Raw genomic sequence first — 22,112 nt, 5'->3', positions numbered from 1 at the left:
GGGCGGCGCACCGCGGTCGGCTTTCGTGGGTGGTCGCGTTCTGCAGAGCGGGTCGCGTTCCGCCTAGCGCGATCCGCTGGCACGCGGATCACGCGTTCGGCTCCGCCGTGCGCTTCGGCGCTCCTCTCCGGTGCAAGGTGAGGCCGCGCACCGCGGTCGGCTCTTCGAGGTGGCCGGGTTCCCGAGAGCGTGGTGCGTTCCGCCTAGCGCGATCCGCTCGCATGCGGATCGCGCGTTCGGCTATGCCGTGGGCTTCGGTGCTCCGCTCGGGAGACGCGCGTTGCGTCCTCCGCGGGAAGCGGAACCTCGGCTGAGAGCGCCCGTCAGCCGCGACGGTGGCTGAGCCGTGGTCCTGGCCGACGTTCTGCTCGTCGTGCCACATGCGGCACGGCCGTCTGCGTCGGAGCCGCAGGTGACGGACCGGGCACGTGAGCCGGGCCCGTCTGCTGCGACCGGCTCTGCTCCCGCGGCCCGGGTCCGTTCGGAATCGAGGCCGAGGGCGTCATCGCGCACCGTCCGAGGCTCGAATCACGCTCCCGACCTCGGTTGCGAACACCGACTCGCCGCGGAGAGCCCTGCGTCCCGACCGCGGCGCGCCTGCCCTGGGCCACGAGCGGCTCTCCGTCATCCGCCGGGCTCCACCGGTCCGAACCGACTCCGCAGGCACCGTCGACACGGTCGCGTCAGCGGCCGCAGGAACGACGAAGGCCGGGGTGCCTCCCGCGTGGATCACTCCACGGGAGGGACTCCCGGCCTTCATCACTCGTCAGCTCGGACGCTCTCGACGTTCACCGCAAGCAGCACTCACGAGGCGGACCGCCGATCCGAGTGCGAGCGGATCGGCGTAGCCGGTCGCACCCCGCTCTGCGAGACGCGACCGGCTACGCGAGCCGACCGCGGTGCGCCGCCCCGCGGCGCACGATCAGCTCAGCCCTGGGCGCGACGTCCGCCGCGGCGCTCGCCGCCGGCCGGGGCGGCCGAGGAGGCCCCACCGGTCGCGGTGCTGTAGAACGAGCGCGAGCCGCCACCGGTCGAGGCGGCGCCGGCGGTGCGGCCGCGGCCGCCGCGGGCTCCGCCGCGAGCGGCGCCCTCGGAGGAGGCGGCGCGGTCGCGACGGGGACGGTCCGAGCCGCCGGCGGGAGCCGCCGAGCGCTCGCCCCGTCCACCGCGGGGAGCGGAGCCGGTGCCGTCGGTGCGAGCCGCGCGCTTGCGCTGCGCGTTGGCGCCCTGCGAGCGTCCGCCCTGCGACTGGCCGCGGACGGGCTCGACGACGGCCGACGGGGTCACGTACGCGGCGACGTTCCCGACGAGCTTCGCGACGGCGGCCGAGTCGGCCGTGACCTGCTGGGGCTGGACCTGGATGGCGGCCTTGCGCAGGAGGGTCTTCACGTCGCCGCGCTGCGTGGGCAGCACGACGGTGACGACGTCGCCCTCCGAGCCGGCGCGGGCGGTGCGGCCCGAGCGGTGCAGGTACGCCTTGTGCTCCATGGGCGGGTCGACGTGGATGACGAGCTCGACGTCGTCGACGTGGACGCCGCGGGCGGCGACGTCTGTCGCGACGAGCACCTTCACGTCGCCGGCGCCGAACGCCGCGAGGTTGCGGTCGCGGGCGACCTGCGAGAGGTTGCCGTGGAGGTCGACGGCGGGGATGCCCTGGCCGGTGAGCTGCTTGGCGAGCTTCTTCGCGTGGTGCTTGGTGCGCATGAAGAGGATGCGGCGGCCGGTGCCGGACGCGAGGGTCTTCACGAGCGCGTTCTTCGCGTCGAGGCCGTCGACCTCGAACACGTGGTGCGTCATCAGCGCGACGGGGGAGTTGGCCTCGTCGACCGAGTGGAGCACCTCGTTCTGCAGGTACTTCTTGACGAGCTTGTCCACGCCGTTGTCGAGCGTCGCCGAGAACAGCAGGCGCTGGCCTCCGCGGGGGGTCTTGTCGAGGATGCGCGTGACGACGGGCAGGAAGCCCAGGTCGGCCATGTGGTCGGCCTCGTCCAGCACGGTGATCTCGACGGCGTCGAGGTTGACGAAGCCCTGCTTCATCAGGTCCTCGAGGCGGCCGGGGCAGGCCACGACGATGTCGACGCCCTGCTTGAGGGCCGCGACCTGGCGCTGCTGCGAGACGCCGCCGAAGATCGTCGTGGTGACGATGCCGTAGGCGTCGGCGAGGGGCTGCATCGCGGCCGTGATCTGAGTGGCCAGCTCGCGGGTCGGCGCGAGGACCAGTCCGAGCGGGCGGCCCGGACGGCGGCGGCCGCCGGCGAGCGATCCGCCGAGGCGGGCGATCATCGGGATGGAGAAGGCGAGGGTCTTGCCCGAGCCGGTCTTGCCGCGTCCGAGGACGTCGCGGCCGTTCAGGGTGTCGGGGAGCGTGTCGACCTGGATCGGGAACGGCTCGGTGATGCCGTTCGCGGTCAGGGCCGAGACGAGGGGAGCGGGGACGCCGAGAGCGGCGAAGGTGGGGATGGACGACATGGATGGTGCCTTTCGGGGCATCATGCCGATCCGACAGCGCAGGCGGGTGGCCGGGCGCGGGTGATCGGCTTTCGGGCGAAGGTGACGGTGGTCACATCCGTTCGCCGTACGAAGCTGTGCGCGCGGCCGGAGGCCTCATGCACGGTGCGCCAGATGGTCGGGACGGGGTCCTCGACGTTCAGAGTCCTCAGCGGACAAGGGGCGTTCTACGACGCGGGGGAGCGCAGACTTCGCGCTCGCACCCTCCCACCCTAGCGGACGACCGGGCTCCGGCGCAGGACGGGGCCCGCGTCAGCCCTTGTAGCGCTCGCCCACCGGCACCTCGACCCCGAGCGTGTTCCCCGCCTGCGCGAGCGGGCACGCCCACGCCGGGTCGTAGGCGCAGGACGGGTTGTAGGCGAAGTTGAAGTCGAGGACGAGGGTCGACGGAGTGGACCCCGGGCCCAGGTCCGCGCCCTTGACGGTGTCCAGGAGGTAGCGGCCGCCGCCGTAGGTCCCGCCGGGCCGGCCGGCCAGCGCGTCCTTCACCGGCACGAACAGCCCGCCCCCGTAGGAGGCGAGGCGCCAGACGTCGAGCGTCCCGGCCTGCGGCACCGCGACCGTGCCGACCAGCTCGAACGGCACAGTGCCGTCCGTCCCGGTCTCCACGTCCATCCGCCGGGGCTCCTCGGCGGGCAGCACCTCGAGCTCGAAGCGCCAGGACGCGTCGTAGGGCGCGATCGGGAGCGAGCGGAAGTGCGCGCGGTCGACCGGCAGCAGCGGAGTGGACGGGTGGTGCGCGAAAAGGGCGTTGCGTCCCCGGATCCACGAGGCGTGCGCAGCGAGCAGGTCGACGTTCGAGAGCCGGCGGACCTCGGCGTAGAGCGCCTGCACGTGGCGGCGCCAGTCGGCCACCTCGATCGACGAGGCGAGTCGGCGGCGGGGCGAGACCTCGTCGGTCTCCTCGGCCTCCTCGCTCGCGGGCCACTGGAAGCGCAGGAGCTCGGCGCGCGAGAGCTCGACCTCCTCCTCGGCGGTGCCGTCGGGGCTCACTCCGCCGCCTCCCCGCGGGGGCGCGCATCGGCGCCCACGTCGTGTCGCCAGGTCGGGGCGAGCGAGCGGATGCGGATGCCGCGCCACTGCCAGAACGCCCACATCGACGGCCACAGCGCGGGCGAGGCGAGCCCGGCGCTGAACTCGAGCCTGTCGCGGAAGAGCGTCCGCCCGTCGGGGAGCGGAGCGACCGCCATGCGGTGGTCCCACGCGGTGATCAGCCGGAGCGCACCCGTCAGCGGAGCACCGCTGTCGCGGAGGATCCGGACGTCCGGCATCGACGGCACGCGGCGGTAGGAGAGGTCGATCTCCTGCGCCCCCATCGGCACGATCCCGAGGGCGTCCATCGCCACGTCGTGCGGGCCCAGCCCCCACGTCGGCCGGAAGCCGCCCTCGTCGAGCGAGGCGGCGGTCAGGAGGGGGGACATCACCTCGCGGAACACGGCCGGGCTCTGCAGAGCGCGCCAGGCGGAGTCCACGTCGGTGTCGAGCACGTGCTTCAGCATCACCTTCACGTCGTCCATCCTCCTCCGCCCGGCCCGTCGGCGTCACCGGGTGCGCGGGAGCGCTCGGCCGTGTATGCGCCCGGTACCGTGTCAGGGTGAACGCCGCGTCCTCCGCCCACGACCAGTCGACCTACCAGATCCGCTTCGACTGGGGCCCGCGGGCCCTGCGGGTGCTCGCTCCGGCGCACATCACCGTCGTCGTCGACGCGCTGCCGGGCGGGTCGGACCTCGACACCGGGTCGGTCGACGGCCACGTCGTGCGGGCGGGCCTGGCCGACCGCACCGCCGTCGCGCGCTGGATCCTCGAGCGCCAGCACGAGAACGGCGGCCGCACCAGCGTCAACGTCGTCGCTGCGGGCGACACCGACGAGAGCGGAGCGACGCGCTTCGCCCTCGAGGACCAGCTCGCGGCCGGCGCGCTGATCGACGCCCTGATCTCCCTCGGGATCGACCACACCTCGCCCGACGCCGCGGTCGCGTCGGCCTCCTTCGACGGACTGCGACGGGCCTGCTCCCACCTGCTCTCCGCCTCCCCGTCGGGCCGCGCTCTGAAGGAGGCGGGGCGTTCCGCCGAGGTCGCCGCCGCCGCCCGCGTCGACACCGTCGACGCCGTGACGGTGCTGAGCACCCCGCGCCCGGCGGCCCACTCGACCACCGGGCCCCCAGCGGCGTAGCGTTCCCAAGGAGCGCCTCCGCTCCCACCGCGCACGCGACCCTCCCGAAAGCTGGCCCGCATGAAAGCCGTCCTCAACGACGTCGTCCTCGCCGACGCCCCCGACTCCGACCTCATCTCGATCGAGGGCAACTGGTACTTCCCGCCCTCGAGCGTCGCCACCGAGCTGCTCGAGCCGAGCGACACGCCCTACACCTGCCCGTGGAAGGGCGAGTGCCAGTACTTCTCGGTGAAGTCCGACGACGGGCTCCTGAAGGACCGCGCCTGGTCGTACCCGACGCCGTACCCGACTGCGTTCGACCGCGTAGGGAAGGACTTCTCCGGCTACGTGGCGTTCTGGAAAGAGGTCCGCGTCATCGATTAGCGGTCGTCCGCGCGCGCCGCGCTGCGGCTGCGGTGCGCGCGGACCTTCGCCCGGTTGCCGCAGCGCTGCATCGAGCACCAGCGGCGGGACCCCGCCCGCGAGGTGTCGAGGTAGAGCATCCCGCAGTCCTCGGCGGCGCAGCGCCGCAACCGCCCCGCCCCTGATCCGCCGAGCAGCTCCACGCCCTCGCGCGCGATCGTCGAGAGCGCCTGTCGTGCCGCGGCGTACGTCCGCCCCGCCTGCCGCGTCCCTCCGGAGAGCGCAGGGGGGATGTCCGGCATCGCCGCGAAGAGGTTGACGACGTCGACGTCGCCCGCGTCGCCCGCGGCGGAGCCGCCCCGCTCGGCCGCCCGGGCGAGGCGCGCGATCGCGTCCCTCAGCACGAGCGCGTCGGCCAGTCGTGCGTCGCGCGCCTCCTCGCCCACGGCGTCGAAGCGAGCGGCGAGCCAGGACGCCAGTGCGCCGTCGGAGTCGAGGCGCTCGCCGGGAGCGCCGTGCATCGGACCCGTGTACGCGAAGTCGAGCGCCGTGCTGCCGGAGTCGAACCACCAGCGGCGCCCGTCGGCCTCCTCGAACCACTGCCCCGTGCTCGGAGCGCGGCCCCGGATCGCGCGGGGTCCGCCGGTCGTGCTCACGCCGACGGGACCGTGCGGCGGCGCCACTCGATGGCGTTCGCCGGCTCGAAGCGCCGCGCGCAGCGGCCGCAGGCGAGAGGCCTGCCGGGTCGGCGGTGGCGGTAGAAGACGTGGCCGCTCGGGCACGCGCCGACCCAGGGCGCGAGCTCGTCGGCGGTCGGGTTGCTGTGCGTGCGCGCCCCCGTGTACCCGAGGTCCGCGGCGATCCTCCGCCACGCGGCGCCGTGACCGGCACGGGGTCCGGCGAGGGCGTGCGCGATCTCGTGCAGCAGCGTCTGCCGCACCTCCTCGTCGCTCCACCGGGGTGCGAGATGACGCGAGAGCGTGATCCGCTTGTCGCTCCAGTGGCAGGCGCCCCCGCGGGTGCGCGCGTGGTCGAAGCCGAAGCTCCACGTGGCGTCGAGGTGCTCGGCGAAGAGCTCCTCGGCCCATCGAGAGACCTGCTCGAGCTCAGCCACGCGTCCGTGCTCCCGTTCGAGGGGCCGTCAGGACCGGTCGGCGCCGTCGGTCGTGCCGGCGTCGTCGGTCGTCGCCGCGTCGTCGGTGGTCGCCGCGTCGTGCGCGCCGTCGGCCCGGCGGCGTCCGCGGACGGAGCCGTCGGTGCGGTCGCGCGCCGCGCCGCCCTGGAACTCGGTCGCGGCCGAGACGCCCAGCCGGGCGATCTCGAGCTCCTCCTCCGGCACGCCGACGCGCTCGCCGAGGGCGGTGGCGGCGTCGAAGTCGCGGGCCGCCCGGCCGTACTCGCCGAGCTCGAAGAAGGTCAGGCCGCGGTGCTTGAGGGCGAACGAGTGCTCGAGGTGCCACTCGTGGGTCTTCGCCTCCTCGACGCAGAGCGCGAGCTCCGACAGCGCCTCGTCGGTGCGCCCGCGCAGCTGCATGAGCCGGGCGCGGCGCACGCGCGCGGTGAGGAGCTCGGCGCGGTCGCCCGAGAAGCGGGTGCGGCGGACGGCCTCGTTGGCCACGTCCCAGGCCTCGTCGATCCGACCGAGCAGGCGCAGCAGCTCGGTCTTCTCGGTGAGGGCGGCGAGAGAGCGCAGCGCGCCGATCTCCTCGAGGCGCTCCTGGGCGGCGTCGACGTCGATCTCCTCGCGGAGCGTCGCGGGGTCATGGCGGATGATGATGCTCAGAGCAGTGCTTCCTCGTGGGTTGCGGATCCGGTGCGTCGCAGGTCGTGCGCGACGGGCGGGAGGCCGCTGCGGCCGGTCCAGTTTACGGGCACACGCGCCGGCTCCCCGGGTGACGCGCGCAGGCCGCCGGACCGTCGGGGCGGATCAGCCGCGGCGCACCTGGAAGATGCTCCGCGCGGGCAGCGGGGACGGGGTGGCCGTGTCGTCGGTGACCACCGAGGCGCCCGCCACGAAGTTCTCGAGCTCCCGTCCCTGCACGAGCTTCGAGGGCGCGGGGTCGGAGGCGAGGCGCCGGGGCAGCCCGTCCAGGGGGAGGGGCGAGGCGGAGGCGAGCATCACCACGTTGCCGAAGCGCTTCGCCTTGAGCATCTGCGTGTCCGTGACGATCGCGGTGTGCGCGAAGACGGAGGCGAGGGTCGCGGCCTGCGCGCGGGCGAACGCGAGCGCCCCTCCGTCGGCCACGTTCACCGCCACCACGCCGCGGGGCGCGAGGAGCGGAGCGATCGCCGCGTAGAACTCGGCGCTCGTCACGTGGGCGGGAGTGCGCGCGCCCGAGAAGATGTCGACCACGACGACGTCGATGCTGCCCAAGAGTCCGGGCGGCAGCTTGCCGAGCACCTCGCGGGCGTCGCCCTGCCGGATGCGGATCTGCGCGCCCCGGGGGAGCGGGAGCGCCTCCCGCACCAGCTCGACCAGCGCGCCCTCGATCTCGACGACCTGCTGCCGGGAGCCGGGCCGGGTCGCGGCGACGTAGCGGGGGAGCGTCAGAGCGCCCGCGCCCAGGTGCAGAGCCGTGACGGCCTCGCCCTCCGGCGCGAGGAGGTCGATCGCATGCCCGATGCGGCGCACGTACTCGAACGAGAGGTGGGTCGGGTCAGCGAGGTCGACGTGCGACTGCGGGGTGCCGTCGACGACGAGGGTGGCGGCGTCCGACGCGTGGCGGTCGGCCTCGATCGTCGCGAGGAAGCCGCTGGCCAGGACGGCTCGGGGGTGCTCGGCGTCGTCGCCGCGTCGGCGGCCGGTTCTCTCCTGCATCCCCTCAGTCTGAGGGACGGCGCCGGAGGAGGGGCGCGGCGTCCGCTCGGCGGCGGACGTATACCGGACCCCGGGACACGGCGCAAGGATCAGCACTTGCGCGGCGTGGCGCGATGCATCTATATTTGTACTTTGCGCTCCCGAGTACCCACGCCCTCATATTGCGGTAGGCAGGTCACCGGAACCCGGCATCAGATGGTGGATGCCGATGCCACACTCTAGCCCCCACCCCGAAGACCGCGTCGAACCGGTCCCTGCGGCGTGCGGACAGGGGAGTGTCGGCCCGCCCGGCGGGAGCCCACTCCACACATCCCACAGATTGAGACCCGCGAGGGTCTACGGAGGTTCCTTCCTTGGCTGCTGCGCCCAACGCAACCACCACCTCACCCAAGAACGGACGCGGCGCATCGCGTCTCTCGTTCGCCAAGATCAGCGACACCCTGACGGTTCCGGATCTGCTCGCACTGCAGACCGAGAGCTTCGACTGGCTCGTCGGCTCGGAGGCGTGGAAGACCCGCGTCGCCGAGGCGAAGGCCGCCGGCCGGGAGGACCTCCCCGCCAACTCCGGTCTGGACGAGATCTTCGAGGAGATCTCCCCGATCGAGGACCTCAGCGAGACGATGCAGCTGAGCTTCACGAACCCGTACCTCGAGCCCGAGAAGTACACGATCGAGGAGTGCAAGGAGCGCGGCAAGACCTACGCCGCCCCGCTGTACGTCGAGGCCGAGTTCATGAACCACCTCACGGGTGAGATCAAGACCCAGACGGTCTTCATGGGCGACTTCCCGCTCATGACCGAGAAGGGCACGTTCATCATCAACGGCACCGAGCGTGTCGTGGTGTCCCAGCTCGTCCGCTCGCCCGGCGTGTACTTCGAGCGCCAGCAGGAGAAGACGTCCGATAAGGACATCTACTCCGCTCGCGTGATCCCCAGCCGCGGTGCGTGGCTCGAGTTCGAGATCGACAAGCGCGACCAGGTCGGCGTCCGCATCGACCGCAAGCGCAAGCAGTCGGTCACCGTCTTCCTGAAGGCCCTCGGCCTGACCAGCGAGGAGATCCTCGAGCAGTTCGCCGGCTACGAGTCGATCGAGCTGACGCTCGAGAAGGACAACATCCTCACCAAGGAGGACGCTCTCCGCGACATCTACCGCAAGCTCCGTCCGGGCGAGCAGGTCGCCGCCGAGGCCGCGCGCGCGCTGCTGGACAACTTCTACTTCAACTCCAAGCGCTACGACCTCGCGAAGGTCGGCCGCTACAAGATCAACCGCAAGCTCGGCATCGACAAGGCGCTGTCCGACTCGGTCCTGACGGTCGAGGACATCATCGCGACCATCAAGTACCTGGTCGCGCTGCACGACGGACGCACCACTCTGCCGGGCGTGCGCGAGGGCGCCCCGGTCGACCTGCGCCTGGACGTCGACGACATCGACCACTTCGGCAACCGCCGCATCCGCGCGGTCGGCGAGCTGATCCAGAACCAGGTCCGCACCGGACTGTCCCGCATGGAGCGCGTCGTCCGCGAGCGCATGACCACGCAGGACATCGAGGCGATCACGCCGCAGACCCTGATCAACGTCCGCCCCGTGGTGGCCGCGATCAAGGAGTTCTTCGGAACGTCGCAGCTGTCGCAGTTCATGGACCAGAACAACCCGCTCGCGGGTCTGACCCACAAGCGCCGCCTGTCAGCGCTGGGCCCCGGCGGTCTCTCCCGTGAGCGCGCCGGCGTCGAGGTCCGCGACGTCCACCCGTCGCACTACGGCCGCATGTGCCCGATCGAGACCCCGGAAGGCCCGAACATCGGCCTGATCGGCTCGCTCGCGTCCTTCGCGCGCATCAACTCGTTCGGCTTCATCGAGACCCCGTACCGCAAGGTCGTCGCGGGTCGCGTCACCGAGCAGATCGACTACCTCACCGCGTCCGAGGAGGACGAGTACCTGGTCGCCCAGGCGAACGCCCCCCTCACCAAGGACTTCCACTTCGCCGAGGGCAAGGTCCTCGTCCGCCCCAAGGGCGGAGAGGTCGAGCTCGTCGACGCCGACCGCGTCGATTACATGGACGTCTCCCCGCGCCAGATGGTGTCGGTCGCGACCTCCCTCATCCCGTTCCTCGAGCACGACGATGCGAACCGCGCGCTCATGGGCGCCAACATGCAGCGTCAGGCCGTCCCGCTGCTGCGCAGCGAGTCGCCCGTGGTCGGCACCGGCATGGAGGGCTTCGCGGCCATCGACGCCGGCGACGTGATCACCGCCGACAAGGCGGGCGTGGTCCAGGAGGTCTCCGCCGACTCCGTCACCGTCCAGCTGGACGAGGGCGGCACGCAGACCTACTTCCTGCGCAAGTTCGACCGCTCCAACCAGGGCACGTCGTACAACAACCGCGTGGTCGTCTCGGCCGGCGAGCGCATCGAGGTCGGCGAGGTCGTCGCCGACGGTCCCGCCACCGAGAACGGCGAGCTCGCGCTGGGCAAGAACCTGCTCGTCGCGTTCATGCCGTGGGAGGGCCACAACTTCGAGGACGCGATCATCCTCAGCCAGAACCTGGTGAAGGACGACGTCCTCTCCTCGATCCACATCGAGGAGTACGAGGTCGACGCCCGCGACACCAAGCTCGGCAAGGAGGAGATCACCCGCGACCTCCCCAACGTCAGCCCGGAGCTCCTGGCCGACCTGGACGAGCGCGGCATCATCCGCATCGGCGCCGAGGTCCGCCCCGGCGACATCCTCGTGGGCAAGGTCACGCCCAAGGGCGAGACCGAGCTCTCGGCCGAGGAGCGCCTGCTCCGCGCGATCTTCAACGAGAAGAGCCGCGAGGTCCGCGACACGTCGCTGAAGGTGCCCCACGGCGAGCAGGGCACGATCATCGGCGTCAAGGTGTTCGACGCGCAGGACGGCGACGACGAGCTCGGCTCGGGCGTCAACCAGCGCGTGGTCGTCTACATCGCCCAGAAGCGCAAGATCACCGAGGGCGACAAGCTCGCCGGCCGCCACGGCAACAAGGGCGTCATCTCGAAGATCCTGCCGGTCGAGGACATGCCGTTCCTCGCCGACGGCACCCCGGTCGACATCGTCCTCAACCCGCTCGGCGTCCCCGGCCGCATGAACTTCGGCCAGGTCCTCGAGATCCACCTCGGGTGGATCGCGAAGCAGGGCTGGAAGGTCGACGGCGAGCCGGAGTGGGCCGCGCGCCTGCCCGAGCACGCCCGCGAGGCGGCGCCCGGCACCAAGGTCGCGACCCCCGTGTTCGACGGCGCGGCGGAGGAGGAGCTCGCAGGGCTCCTCGACTCCACCACCCCGACGCGCGACGGTGAGCGCCTGATCGGCTCGTCCGGCAAGACGCAGCTGTTCGACGGCCGCTCCGGGGAGCCCTTCCCGGACCCGGTCTCGGTCGGATACATGTACATCCTGAAGCTGCACCACCTCGTCGACGACAAGATCCACGCGCGCTCGACGGGCCCGTACTCGATGATCACCCAGCAGCCGCTCGGTGGTAAGGCGCAGTTCGGTGGACAGCGCTTCGGCGAGATGGAGGTGTGGGCCCTCGAGGCCTACGGCGCCGCCTACGCGCTCCAGGAGCTCCTCACCATCAAGTCGGACGACATCCTCGGCCGCGTGAAGGTGTACGAGGCGATCGTCAAGGGCGAGAACATCCAGGAGCCGGGCATCCCCGAGTCCTTCAAGGTCCTCATCAAGGAGATGCAGTCCCTGTGCCTGAACGTCGAGGTCCTCTCGGCCGACGGCACCGCGGTCAGCCTGCGCGACACCGATGACGAGGTCTACCGCGCTGCGGAAGAGCTCGGCATCAACATCTCCTCCCGGTTCGAGTCGTCCTCCGTCGACGACATCTGATCCGGCGACCCGCTCCGACCTCCCGTCTCTGACGAGACACCCTGTTTTCCGACAAGGAGAAAACATTGCTCGACGTAACAACTTTTGACGAGCTGCGCATCGGCCTCGCGACGGCCGATGACATCCGTCGCTGGTCGCACGGTGAAGTGAAGAAGCCCGAGACCATCAACTACCGCACCCTCAAGCCCGAGAAGGACGGCCTGTTCGGAGAGCAGATCTTCGGACCGTCCCGCGACTGGGAGTGCTCCTGCGGCAAGTACAAGCGGGTCCGCTTCAAGGGCATCGTCTGCGAGCGCTGCGGCGTCGAGGTCACCAAGTCCTCGGTCCGCCGCGAGCGGATGGGCCACATCGAGCTCGCCGCGCCCGTCACCCACATCTGGTACTTCAAGGGCGTCCCCTCGCGCCTCGGATACCTGCTGGACATGGCGCCCAAGGACCTCGAGAAGGTCATCTACTTCGCGGCGTACATGATCATCGACGTGGACGACGACGGCCGTCACGCCGACATGCCCGGCCTCGAGAACGAGCTCCGGCTCGAGATCAAGACCCTCTCCGACCAGCGCGACTCCCGCATCGCGGACCGCCTGGCCCGTCTCGAGACCGACCTCGCCGCCCTCGAGGCGGAAGGCGCGAAGAGCGACCAGAAGCGCCGCACCAAGGACGGCGCCGAGAAGGAGATGTCGCAGATCCGCAAGTCCTTCGACGAGGACATCGCGCGGCTCGAGAGCGTGTGGGAGCAGTTCCGCACCCTCAAGGTCGGCGACCTCAAGCCCGAGGACGCGGTCTTCAACGAGCTCGTCGACCGCTACGGCGTCTACTTCGAGGCCTACATGGGCGCCGAGGCGATCAAGAAGCGCCTCGAGCAGTTCGACCTCCAGGCCGAGGCCGAGACGCTGCACCTGCAGATCGCCGAGGGCAAGGGTCAGAAGAAGATCCGCGCCATCAAGCGCCTGCGCGTCGTCAACTCGTTCCTCGCCACCGGCAACTCGCCGGCCGCGATGGTGCTCGACGTCGTCCCGGTGATCCCGCCGGAGCTGCGCCCGATGGTGCAGCTCGACGGAGGCCGGTTCGCGACGAGCGACCTGAACGACCTCTACCGCCGCGTGATCAACCGCAACAACCGTCTCCGCCGCCTGCTCGACCTCGGTGCCCCCGAGATCATCGTGAACAACGAGAAGCGCATGCTGCAGGAGGCCGTCGACGCCCTGTTCGACAACGGCCGCCGCGGTCGCCCCGTCACCGGTACCGGCAACCGCGCCCTGAAGTCCCTGAGCGACATGCTCAAGGGAAAGCAGGGTCGCTTCCGCCAGAACCTGCTCGGCAAGCGCGTCGACTACTCGGGCCGCTCGGTGATCATCGTCGGACCGCAGCTCAAGCTGCACCAGTGCGGTCTGCCCAAGCAGATGGCGCTGGAGCTGTTCAAGCCGTTCGTCATCAAGCGCCTGATCGACCTGTCGCACGCGCAGAACATCAAGGCCGCCAAGCGCATGGTGGAGCGCTCGCGCCCCCAGGTGTGGGACGTGCTCGAGGAGATCATCCGCGAGCGCCCCGTCCTGCTCAACCGCGCGCCCACGCTGCACCGACTCGGCATCCAGGCCTTCGAGCCCCAGCTGGTCGAGGGCAAGGCGATCCAGCTGCACCCGCTCGTCTGCGCCGCGTTCAACGCGGACTTCGACGGCGACCAGATGGCCGTCCACCTGCCGCTGTCCGTCGAGGCCCAGGCCGAGGCGCGCATCCTGATGCTCGCGTCGAACAACATCCTCAAGCCCTCGGACGGCCGTCCGGTCACCCTGCCCACGCAGGACATGATCATCGGCCTCCACCACCTGACGACCATCCGCGAGGGTGCCGCCGGTGAGGGACGTGCGTTCTCCTCGGTCTCCGAGGCGATCCTCGCCAAGGACCAGGGCTCGCTGCACCTGAACTCGAAGGTCCGCATCCGCATGTCGGAGGTCTACTTCGCGCAGGGCACCGCACCCGAGGGCGTCGAGCTCGACGAGACCGGCAAGGTCACCGCGCCGGTCCTGCTCGACACGACGCTCGGCCGCGCGCTCTTCAACGAGGCGCTGCCGGTCGACTACCCCTACTTCGAGCAGGTCGCCGACAAGACGACCATCTCCGGGATCGTCAACGACCTCGCGGAGCGCTACCCGAAGGTGGAGGTCGCCGCCTCGCTCGACCGCATCAAGGACGCCGGCTTCTACTGGGCCACCCGGTCCGGTGTCACCGTCGCCCTGTCGGACATCCTCACGCCCCCCTCCAAGCCCGAGATCATCGCGGGCTACGAGAAGAAGGCCGCGAAGGTCGAGACCGAGTACGACAAGGGTCTGACCACCCAGGCGGAGCGTCGCCAGGAGCTCGTGAAGATCTGGACCGAGGCGACCGACGAGGTCGCCAAGGCCATGCGCGCGAACTTCCCGACCGACAACACCATCAACCGGATGGTCACGTCCGGTGCGCGTGGAAACTGGCTGCAGGTCCGCAACATCGCGGGCATGCGCGGCCTGGTGAACAACCCGAAGGGCGAGATCATCGCCCGACCGATCATCTCCTCGTACCGCGAGGGACTGTCGGTCGCCGAGTACTTCATCGCCACGCACGGTGCCCGCAAGGGTCTGGCCGACACCGCGCTCCGCACCGCGGACTCGGGATACCTGACGCGTCGACTCGTCGACGTCTCGCAGGACGTCATCATCCGCGAGGACGACTGCGGCACGACCAAGGGCCTCGAGCTGCCGATCATGCTCCAGGACGCCACCGGCGCCTGGATCCAGGACTCCAACGTCGAGAACTCCGTCTACGCCCGCTCGCTCGCCACTCCGGCGACGAACGAGGCCGGCGAGGTCATCGCGGAGGCCGGGGAGGACGTCGGAGACGTCCTCATCGAGAAGCTCGTCGGCGCCGAGGTGCGTCACATCAAGGTCCGCTCGGTCCTGACCTGCGAGTCGGCCGTCGGCGTCTGCGCGGCCTGCTACGGCCGCTCGCTCGCCACCGGCAAGCTCGTCGACATCGGAGAGGCCGTCGGCATCATCGCGGCCCAGTCGATCGGCGAGCCCGGCACGCAGCTCACCATGCGCACCTTCCACACCGGTGGTTCGGCCTCGGCCGACGACATCACGCAGGGTCTTCCCCGCGTGCAGGAGCTCTTCGAGGCCCGCACCCCCAAGGGCGCGTCGCCGATCGCGGAGGCCGCCGGTCGCATCACGATCGAGGACACCGACCGGGCCCGACGACTCATCCTCCAGCCGGACAACGGCGACGAGGCGGTCATCTACCCGGTGCTCAAGCGCTCGCAGCTCCTCGTCGAGGACGGCCAGTCGGTCGTGCTCGGTCAGCAGCTGCACGTGGGAACGGTCGACCCCAAGGAGGTCCTGCGCGTGCTGGGCGTCCGCGAGGTGCAGAAGCACCTGGTCGGCGGCGTCCAGGGCGTCTACCGCTCGCAGGGCGTGCCGATCCACGACAAGCACATCGAGGTCATCGTCCGTCAGATGCTCCGCAAGGTCACCGTGGTCGACCACGGCGACACGGATCTGCTGCCGGGCGAGCTCGTCGACCGCTCGCGCTACAGCGAGGTCAACCGTGCGGCTCTGACCGAGGGCAAGCGGACCGCGTCCGCCCGCCAGGAGGTCATGGGAATCACCAAGGCCTCGCTCGCGACCGAGTCGTGGCTGTCGGCCGCGTCCTTCCAGGAGACCACCCGCGTCCTGACGCAGGCGGCCATGGAGGGCAAGCGCGACCCGCTGCTGGGCCTGAAGGAGAACGTGATCATCGGAAAGCTGATCCCGGCCGGTACCGGTCTCCCGAAGTACCGCAACGTGTCCGTCGAGGCGACCGAGGAGGCGAAGGCCGAGCGGTACCCCAACCGCATCTTCGCCGACGACGCCGCGTTCAGCGACGCCGACCTCTCGTTCGTCGACTTCGACTCGTTCTCGAGCGACGGCTACGAGCCCGGCAACTACAGCTGAGCACGGACTGAGTGAGCGAAGGCCCCGCCGGGACACCGGCGGGGCCTTCGTCGTTCTCGGTCACCCGCACGGGGGGTCGACCGATCCGGGTAAGTCCCGCCGCTCCCCGTGCGCGGATGATTGACTCGACACACGTTCGAGGGGTGCCCGCCCCGTGCCCGTCCAGTCGGGATCGCAGCGGTGAGGAAACGCGCGGATGAGACTCGTGGTCGTCGTGCTGGCCGCCCTTCTCGCGGTGGTCGGTGCTGTCGTGCTGCCCGCGGACAGGGCCCTCGCGGCTGGGGCGGTGCCGTCCTCCTGCGGAGCGGCGCAGCTCGCCCCCGTCCTCCCCGAGGACGAGGTGCGGACGGCCGACGCCCCCGCGCGCGTCCCGATCGTCGTCCTGCACGGCTGGCTCGGCACCGCGACGCACGACGAGACGCGCACCGGCGCCTTCTCGCACCTGGTCGACCTCGTGGCCGTGAACGGCGTCGACGAGCCAGAGACGGTCTCGGAGCGCTCGGTCATCGGGCGGCTGCAGAACATCGAGGGCTCCGCGGTCTACACCTTCGACTACCGCGATCTGTCGGCTCGCTGGGTGACCGATCCGGGCATCAGCGACGCACTCGCCTCCTCCCTCTCGTGCCTGGTGCAGGCGACGGGGCACCGCGCGATCGTGGTGGCGCACTCGATGGGCGGACTGGCGGCGCGGCAGGCGCTGAGCCAGGAGGTGGACGGCGTCCCGGTCGAGTCGCTGGTCTCGGACGTGATCACCTTCGGCACTCCGAACACCGGCTCGGACGTCGCCAAGCGGCTGGGGGAGATCATCGACTCCACGGGCGGGGTGAGTCCCGCGATGGTGGCCGGCCTCGAGCCGCAGAGCCGACTGGGCTTCTCGGCGCTCATGGCCTCCTGCGGCGAGGCCGCCTCCGAGGATGCGACGAACGCGGGCGAGTGCACCGGCATGCCGATGATCGACGCCCTCTCGAGCCAGGCGGGGATCGCCATGCGCACCGGGTCGACCGAGCTGGGCGAGCTCCCGCCGTGGCCCGCGAGCGTGCACGTGGTCGCGCTCGCGGGCGACATCCGGGTGAAGGTCGCCTCGCTGCTCGGCACCGGAGTCGGCGACGTCGACCTGGGCGACATCATGGTCGGGGCGAGCTCGGCCGAGGCCGGTGTCGACGAGTACGCCGTGTCGACATGCCGCTACACCCTGATGACGCTCCCCGATGTGCCGTCGGTCGTCGCCGAGCTCAACCCGCTGGCCCGGCTGGGCGACGCCGTGCGGTTGGCGTCGCTGGTCGTCCGGATCGACGCGAGCCCGTGCCACCACGCGAAGCTGATGCGCAACACCGCTCTGGCCGAGCGCGCGGGCGCCGAGGCGGCCGACGCCGTCGCGGCCGTCCTCGCCGGGCCGCGCAGCGGCGAGGACCGCTCGCCGGCGGTGCTGCGCGGACTCCCGCCCTCGGAGGAGGCGCGCCGCCGCCCGGTGCGCTGAACGCCCGGGCGGCTCGCCGACCACGGGATTCCACTCATCGCTTCGCGACACGATGTCCCAGTCTTTTGACCGCCCCGGAGGACTGCGCTTACCGTGAAAGAGGCCGAAGGGGCGGCCACCTGGGGGACAGGCAGCGCGGTCCGCCCGGCTTCCGAGCAGGAGGCGGGCCGCGCCCGTCTCCGACGAGCGTCGGGCACGCGCTACGCTCCCTCCATCGGGGGACGACGAAGGAGCCTCCGCATCCCGCCGGAGTGCGCATGACCCAGAATCCCGACCCGTCGGAGTCCCCGCGGGCCCCGCGCCTCAGCCGGGAGCAGGTGCGGACCAGGCTCCTCGACGCCGGTCTCGAGGCCGTCCGCACCGGCGGCCTCCGGGTGGGCGTCTCCCACCTCCCGCTCGAGGACCTCATCCGGTCGGCCGGCGTCCCGCGGAGCACGGCGTACCGCATCTGGCCGAGCAGGCAGGACTACTTCGACGAGCTCCTCACCCGGATCCCCGACCGCCTGCTCTCGAACCGGCTCGACGAGCCGGCGCTGCAGGTCGGCGCGTCCTACCTGCACCAGAACACCGACGAGCAGGCGGGGCCCGAGCAGCGGCGCGCGACCCTCGTCGCCTCCGTCGCCGTCGCGATCGAGGCGAACTACGAGAACACGTTCGCCTCACGGCACTGGCGGAACTTCATCGCCCTCGCCGGCACGGTGGAGTCGCACGAGGACCCCGCGCGGAGCGTCCTGCACGACGCGCTGCGCAAGCGGCAGCAGCACTTCGTCGAGAACATGGCCAAGTACTACCGGCACACGCTCACCCAGGCGGGGCTGAGGGTCCGGCCGGTCTACGGGGACGCCTACACGGCGCTCGCCTCGGCGATCTCCGCGTACATCGAGGGGCTCTGCGTCGCGAGGATCGCCGACCCCGCACTGGTGACCGGTCCCCTCGACCCCGCTCGACCGCAGACTCCGAGTCTGGTGGTGGCCGGCGTGATGATGCTGATCGACGGCTTCTGCGAGCCGGTCCCGGAGGATTAGGGCCTGTCGAGCACGGGATCGCGGCAGATCGTGCCATCAGGCCGAGCGGAGCACGCGAGATCGTGTCCGGCACGGCCTAGTCGTCGGCCGGAGGCTCGAGCATCCCCTCGACGATCGAGCGGATGGTCCACGACGCCAGGTGCCACTGGACCGGTTCGCCGGTGAGCCCGGGCGCCGTGATCACCTCGTCCAGGTCCCCGTCGATCAGACGGCTGCGGTGGGCGAGGCCGTCGATGACGATCGCGGTGAGGTGGGCGAGCTGCAGGGTCGTGAATCCGGGACGCAGGCTGCCCTGGAAGACGTCGAGCATCTCCTGGTAGAAGACCTGCATGCGGTGCGTGAGCATCGTCTCGATCCGCTTCGCAGTGGCGCGCACGGCCTCGCGCGCCGGCCCCTCCTCCATCGAGAACGTGCAGGCGAGCAGCGCGTTGTACGAGGACCAGTCCACCGAGCGGCGCAGGTTCGCCAGATTGGCGTTCGCGCCGATCCGGATCATCTCCCAGGCCACGGCCCGCCGACCGGTCGCGGTGCCCAGCCGGTCGGAGTGGCGCTCGTAGACCTCCCGCATGAGCTCCTGCGCCTCGGGATCGTCCCCGCCGGCGTAGCGGTCGTGCACGAACACCTCGCCGATCAGATCCGCGACGAACTCCTCGCGAGTGCTCCAGAGGCGATAGACGGAGCTGCGGGGCACGTCGGCGAGGCGGATGTACTCCTCCATCGGCAGGTGCGCGAACCCGACGGTGAGACCGTTCTGCGAGATCACGCCGCGCGCGGCGGAGAGCATGCGCTCCCGCACCACGTCGGCGGGGAGCCGCCGGGCGCGCGGGGGGCGGGGGTCGACGTCGTCCATAGAGAGCAGAGACTAGCCCGAGAGCCGCGGCGGCGCACCGGAGCACGTGGAGCCCCTCCGGACCGCTGCCCTCGGCACTGTTCGAGACGGCATGTCCCGATGGCTGGATCAGCGCGGCACGTGGCGCTACGTTGCCCCCGGGGGCGGCTCCCGACCGCGCCCACGAGGAGTCCCCGTGCCCGAGACCGAGCGCCTCGCCCTGACCGTCGTCGACGGTCTCGCGATCGAGCGCGCAGCCCTGCTCGCCCTTCTGCGCAGCGCCGTCCCGCAGTTCGACGTGCAGGACGGCGCCGGCAGCACCCCCGCCGAGACCGTCGTCGTCGTCGATCTCGACAGCGTCGCCCCCGGCGAGCTCGTCCGCACTCTGGCGCTGATGGGCGGGCGGTACCGCGGTCTCGTCGCGCTGTCGACCTCGGTCGCGCTCGAGACCGTCCGCGCCGTCCTGCGCTTCGAGCGGTCGGCCTTCGTCTGGAAGGGCGACGAGCCGGGCGACCTCGCGGCGGCCGTCGTGTCGGTGGCCTCGGGCCGCACCTGGATCTCGGAGGCGGCGCGCGTGCGCTTCCTCCGCACGAGCGAGGAGCGGCGGCCGGTCCTCAGTCCGCAGGAGAGCAGGGTGATGCGCTCCTACGGCGGGGGCACGGCCGTCAAGGCCGTCGCGCTCGAGATGCGGATCGCCGAGCACACCGTGCGCACCTACATCAAGCGCATCAAGATCAAGTACCTCGACGCCGGTGTCGCCCTGGAGTCACGGGTCGACTTCTACCGGCACCTCGACGGGCACGACGTCGCGCTGCGCAGCGGCGGCGACCGGATGCGGTCCCGCGCGCAGCAGGGCGATCGCGACGTCGGCGGCGACGGATCCGCGTGACGCCAGCAGGATCGCGTTGCCGCCCGAGCGGTGCTCGACGAACGGCGCCGCTCCGACCGCCGCGGTGACGGGCAGCAGCCGTCCCACCTCGCCGCGCAGCCGGTCCAGGCGCCGGTGGTCGGCGTCGTCCGCCACGTTGACGGCGAGCAGCCCGCCGCCGACGCGCTCGGCGATGCCCGCGAGCACCTCGGCGCGGTAGAAGGCGGCCGGGATCTCGTCTCCGTCGTACGCATCCAGGACGACGAGGTCGAAGGATCCGGAGGGGAGCACCGCCGACGCGTCCCCGGTGATCACTCTCAGGCGGGCCCCGGCCGGCAGCGGGGCGTGCGCGAGGACGAACTCGACCAGTCCCTCCTCCAGCTCGACGACGGTCTGCTCGGATCCCGGCCGTGACGACGCCGTGTAGCGGGCGAGCGACAGCGCCCCGGCGCCCAGGTGCAGCACGCGGACCGGCTGCGCGGCCGGCGCGAGGGCGTCCACGACCGCCCCGAGCCGGGCGGTGTACTCCAGATCCAGCGCCCCCGGATCCGCGGGATCGATGAGCGACTGCTCCGACCCGTCGATCCTCAGCACCAGCGAGTCCGGGCGGACGGCGTCCGGCTCGAGCGCGACGGTCCGGCCGCCGGGCAGACGAGCGGAGGGAGGCATCCCGCCACGCTAGCGCGCGTCCCGCGCGCCCGGGTCGGCGCGGCTACGGTGGCAGCCATGGCCGCCCTCATCCTCCTGGACGTCGACGGCGTCCTGAACCCCTCCGTCGTCAGCGATCGAGCGGCGGGCGGGCACCGGCTCGTCCTCGACCAGGATCGCGCCGCCCTCGTCGCCCGTCTCGCCGTGATCGGCACGATCGTCTGGGCGACGACCTGGCCGCCCGAGCTCACCTCGGTCCTCGCCCGCGATCTGCGACTTCCGGAGGGGACCGAGGCGATCGTCTTCCGCGGCGGTCTGCCGCGCGATCCGCGCTTCCCCGGGCAGACGGGCAAGCTCCAGCCCGTCGCCGCCTGGCTCGACCAGGCCCGCGATCGGCAGCCGATCGACGCCGTCGTCTGGATCGACGACAACCTGCGGGAGGACGCCTACGCCTGGGCGGGGGAGCAGGACACCCCGTTCCACCTCGTCCGCCCGGAGGCGGCGGAGGGCCTGACCTCCGACGAGGTGGCCGGCGCCGAGGAGTTCCTCGCCGCTCTCGCGCCGTCATCCGGGGTCATCGGGGAATAGGCCGCCCCCTCCCGGTGGTTATGGTCACTCCGGGCGCCCGCGGACCGAGTCCGCGCCGTCCGCTCGGCGGAGCCCCCGCTCCGCCCGGCACCCGCGCCGAGAACCGGCGCGACGACAACGTGAAGCATCGAAGGACACCCACCGTGACGCACCTCCCCGCCCGCACCTCCCTGCGCGTCCTGCTCGGCACCGCCGCAGCCGCCACCGCCCTCGTCCTCGCCGGATGCGCTCCCGCATCCACCGACGACGCGGTCTCCGGATCGACCGACGAGGGCACGACGGCCGCGAACTCGGGCCTGACGCTCGCCGAGGTGCAGGACGCCGGTGTGCTGACGATCGGCACCGAGGGCACCTACCAGCCCTTCTCCTTCCACGCCGACGGCGGCACCGGGGAGCTCACCGGCTACGACGTCGAGATCATCACCGCCGTCGCCGAGAAGCTGGGCGTCGAGCCCGAGTTCGAGGAGACCCAGTGGGACGCCATGTTCGCGGGTCTGGACGGCGGGCGCTTCGACGTCATCGCCAACCAGGTCTCGATCAACGACGAGCGCAGCGCCCGCTACGACTTCTCCGAGCCCTACGCCGTGAGCCCCGGAGTCGTCGTCGTCCCGACCTCCGACACCGAGATCACCTCGCTCGACTCCCTCGAGGGCAAGACCACCGCTCAGTCGCTCTCGAGCAACTGGTACGAGCTGGCCCAGGACGCCGGCGCGCAGGTCGAGGGCGTCGAGGGCTGGGCGCAGGCCGTGGCCCTCGTCGAGCAGGGCCGCGTCGACGCGACCATCAACGACCGCCTCACGTGGCTCGACTGGTCGACGAACTTCCCCGACCAGGCCGCCGGCCTCAAGGTCGCGGTGACCACCGACGACAGCTCCGAGAGCGCCTTCACGTTCCCGAGGGGCTCCGACGACCTCGTCGACGCGGTCGACGAGGCGCTGGGCGAGCTCCGCGCCGACGGCACCCTCGCCGAGATCTCCGAGCGCTACTTCGGAGCGGACGTCTCCGAGTAGCCGGATCGGAGGGAGT

Annotated in this window: 17 protein-coding genes; 9 read left to right on the top strand and 8 right to left on the bottom strand. The window is 71.4% G+C overall.

The genetic code is table 11. The annotated features are described in order from the left end of the window. Nucleotides 1-927 precede the first annotated feature (927 nt). From IOC53_RS04650 to IOC53_RS04640, 3 genes are all read right to left on the bottom strand, one after another. Entirely contained in the window at nucleotides 928-2,469 is a 1,542-nt protein-coding gene (locus IOC53_RS04650) for a DEAD/DEAH box helicase (RefSeq protein ID WP_207403201.1), read from the bottom strand. Between the two features lie 291 nt (nucleotides 2,470-2,760). Then, a complete protein-coding gene (locus IOC53_RS04645) occupies nucleotides 2,761-3,369 on the bottom strand; it encodes a DUF1684 domain-containing protein (RefSeq protein ID WP_207403247.1) in 609 nt (202 codons plus the stop codon). A 128-nt stretch (nucleotides 3,370-3,497) separates the two neighbouring features. After that, on the bottom strand, nucleotides 3,498-4,025 hold the full coding sequence (locus tag IOC53_RS04640; protein ID WP_242682921.1) for a hypothetical protein: 528 nt from the start codon (nucleotides 4,023-4,025) through the stop codon (nucleotides 3,498-3,500). Between the two features lie 77 nt (nucleotides 4,026-4,102). Between IOC53_RS04640 and IOC53_RS04635 the strand changes: the two genes are divergently transcribed. Further along, nucleotides 4,103-4,681, top strand: coding sequence for a 2-phosphosulfolactate phosphatase (locus IOC53_RS04635; RefSeq protein ID WP_207403200.1), 579 nt, complete (start codon nucleotides 4,103-4,105; stop codon nucleotides 4,679-4,681). A gap of 60 nt (nucleotides 4,682-4,741) precedes the next feature. After that, nucleotides 4,742-5,044 (top strand): DUF427 domain-containing protein, encoded by a 303-nt coding sequence (locus IOC53_RS04630; protein WP_207403199.1) that lies wholly within the window; start codon nucleotides 4,742-4,744, stop codon nucleotides 5,042-5,044. On the opposite strand, the gene IOC53_RS04625 is transcribed toward IOC53_RS04630, so the two are convergent. From IOC53_RS04625 to IOC53_RS04610, 4 genes are all read right to left on the bottom strand, one after another. Further along, nucleotides 5,041-5,679, bottom strand: a complete 639-nt coding sequence (locus IOC53_RS04625) for a CGNR zinc finger domain-containing protein (RefSeq protein ID WP_207403198.1) — start codon at nucleotides 5,677-5,679, stop codon at nucleotides 5,041-5,043. The genes IOC53_RS04630 and IOC53_RS04625 overlap by 4 nt on opposite strands. Continuing rightward, nucleotides 5,676-6,137 (bottom strand): SprT-like domain-containing protein, encoded by a 462-nt coding sequence (locus IOC53_RS04620; RefSeq protein WP_207403197.1) that lies wholly within the window; start codon nucleotides 6,135-6,137, stop codon nucleotides 5,676-5,678. The genes IOC53_RS04625 and IOC53_RS04620 overlap by 4 nt, the downstream gene beginning before the upstream one ends. Before the next feature lie 27 nt (nucleotides 6,138-6,164). Continuing rightward, nucleotides 6,165-6,641 (bottom strand): hypothetical protein, encoded by a 477-nt coding sequence (locus tag IOC53_RS04615; protein WP_207403196.1) that lies wholly within the window; start codon nucleotides 6,639-6,641, stop codon nucleotides 6,165-6,167. Nucleotides 6,642-6,950: 309 nt separating this feature from the next. Further along, entirely contained in the window at nucleotides 6,951-7,841 is an 891-nt protein-coding gene (locus IOC53_RS04610) for a spermidine synthase (protein ID WP_207403195.1), read from the bottom strand. Nucleotides 7,842-8,194: 353 nt separating this feature from the next. Here IOC53_RS04610 and rpoB point away from each other — a divergent pair, with 353 nt between their 5' ends. From rpoB to IOC53_RS04590, 4 genes are all read left to right on the top strand, one after another. Further along, nucleotides 8,195-11,686: a DNA-directed RNA polymerase subunit beta gene (rpoB, locus tag IOC53_RS04605; protein ID WP_207403194.1), complete on the top strand. Its 3,492-nt coding sequence runs from the start codon at nucleotides 8,195-8,197 to the stop codon at nucleotides 11,684-11,686. A gap of 65 nt (nucleotides 11,687-11,751) precedes the next feature. Further along, nucleotides 11,752-15,651: a DNA-directed RNA polymerase subunit beta' gene (locus IOC53_RS04600; protein ID WP_207403193.1), complete on the top strand. Its 3,900-nt coding sequence runs from the start codon at nucleotides 11,752-11,754 to the stop codon at nucleotides 15,649-15,651. Nucleotides 15,652-15,847: 196 nt separating this feature from the next. Beyond that, the gene (locus IOC53_RS04595) at nucleotides 15,848-17,128 is read left to right on the top strand and encodes a triacylglycerol lipase (RefSeq protein ID WP_207403192.1); all 1,281 of its coding nucleotides are present in this window, start codon (nucleotides 15,848-15,850) and stop codon (nucleotides 17,126-17,128) included. A 257-nt stretch (nucleotides 17,129-17,385) separates the two neighbouring features. After that, nucleotides 17,386-18,153 carry a TetR/AcrR family transcriptional regulator gene (locus IOC53_RS04590; protein ID WP_207403191.1) on the top strand — a complete coding sequence of 256 codons (768 nt, stop codon included), beginning with the start codon at nucleotides 17,386-17,388 and terminating at the stop codon, nucleotides 18,151-18,153. A 76-nt stretch (nucleotides 18,154-18,229) separates the two neighbouring features. On the opposite strand, the gene IOC53_RS04585 is transcribed toward IOC53_RS04590, so the two are convergent. Next, nucleotides 18,230-19,003, bottom strand: a complete 774-nt coding sequence (locus IOC53_RS04585) for a hypothetical protein (RefSeq protein ID WP_207403190.1) — start codon at nucleotides 19,001-19,003, stop codon at nucleotides 18,230-18,232. Nucleotides 19,004-19,178: 175 nt separating this feature from the next. Here IOC53_RS04585 and IOC53_RS19410 point away from each other — a divergent pair, with 175 nt between their 5' ends. The 3 genes from IOC53_RS19410 to IOC53_RS04570 all read left to right on the top strand — a co-directional run bounded on the left by IOC53_RS19410 (nucleotide 19,179) and on the right by IOC53_RS04570 (nucleotide 22,096). After that, entirely contained in the window at nucleotides 19,179-19,871 is a 693-nt protein-coding gene (locus IOC53_RS19410; RefSeq protein ID WP_207403189.1) for a LuxR C-terminal-related transcriptional regulator, read from the top strand. 705 nt (nucleotides 19,872-20,576) lie between these two features. Continuing rightward, nucleotides 20,577-21,086 (top strand): HAD domain-containing protein, encoded by a 510-nt coding sequence (locus IOC53_RS04575; RefSeq protein ID WP_207403188.1) that lies wholly within the window; start codon nucleotides 20,577-20,579, stop codon nucleotides 21,084-21,086. A 143-nt stretch (nucleotides 21,087-21,229) separates the two neighbouring features. After that, nucleotides 21,230-22,096, top strand: coding sequence for an amino acid ABC transporter substrate-binding protein (locus tag IOC53_RS04570; RefSeq protein ID WP_307786067.1), 867 nt, complete (start codon nucleotides 21,230-21,232; stop codon nucleotides 22,094-22,096). The last annotated feature ends 16 nt before the right edge of the window (nucleotides 22,097-22,112 follow it).

Source organism: Rathayibacter sp. SD072, assembly GCF_017355185.1.
Taxonomy (GTDB): domain Bacteria; phylum Actinomycetota; class Actinomycetes; order Actinomycetales; family Microbacteriaceae; genus Rathayibacter.
This window is presented reverse-complemented; position numbering and strand designations above follow the sequence as displayed.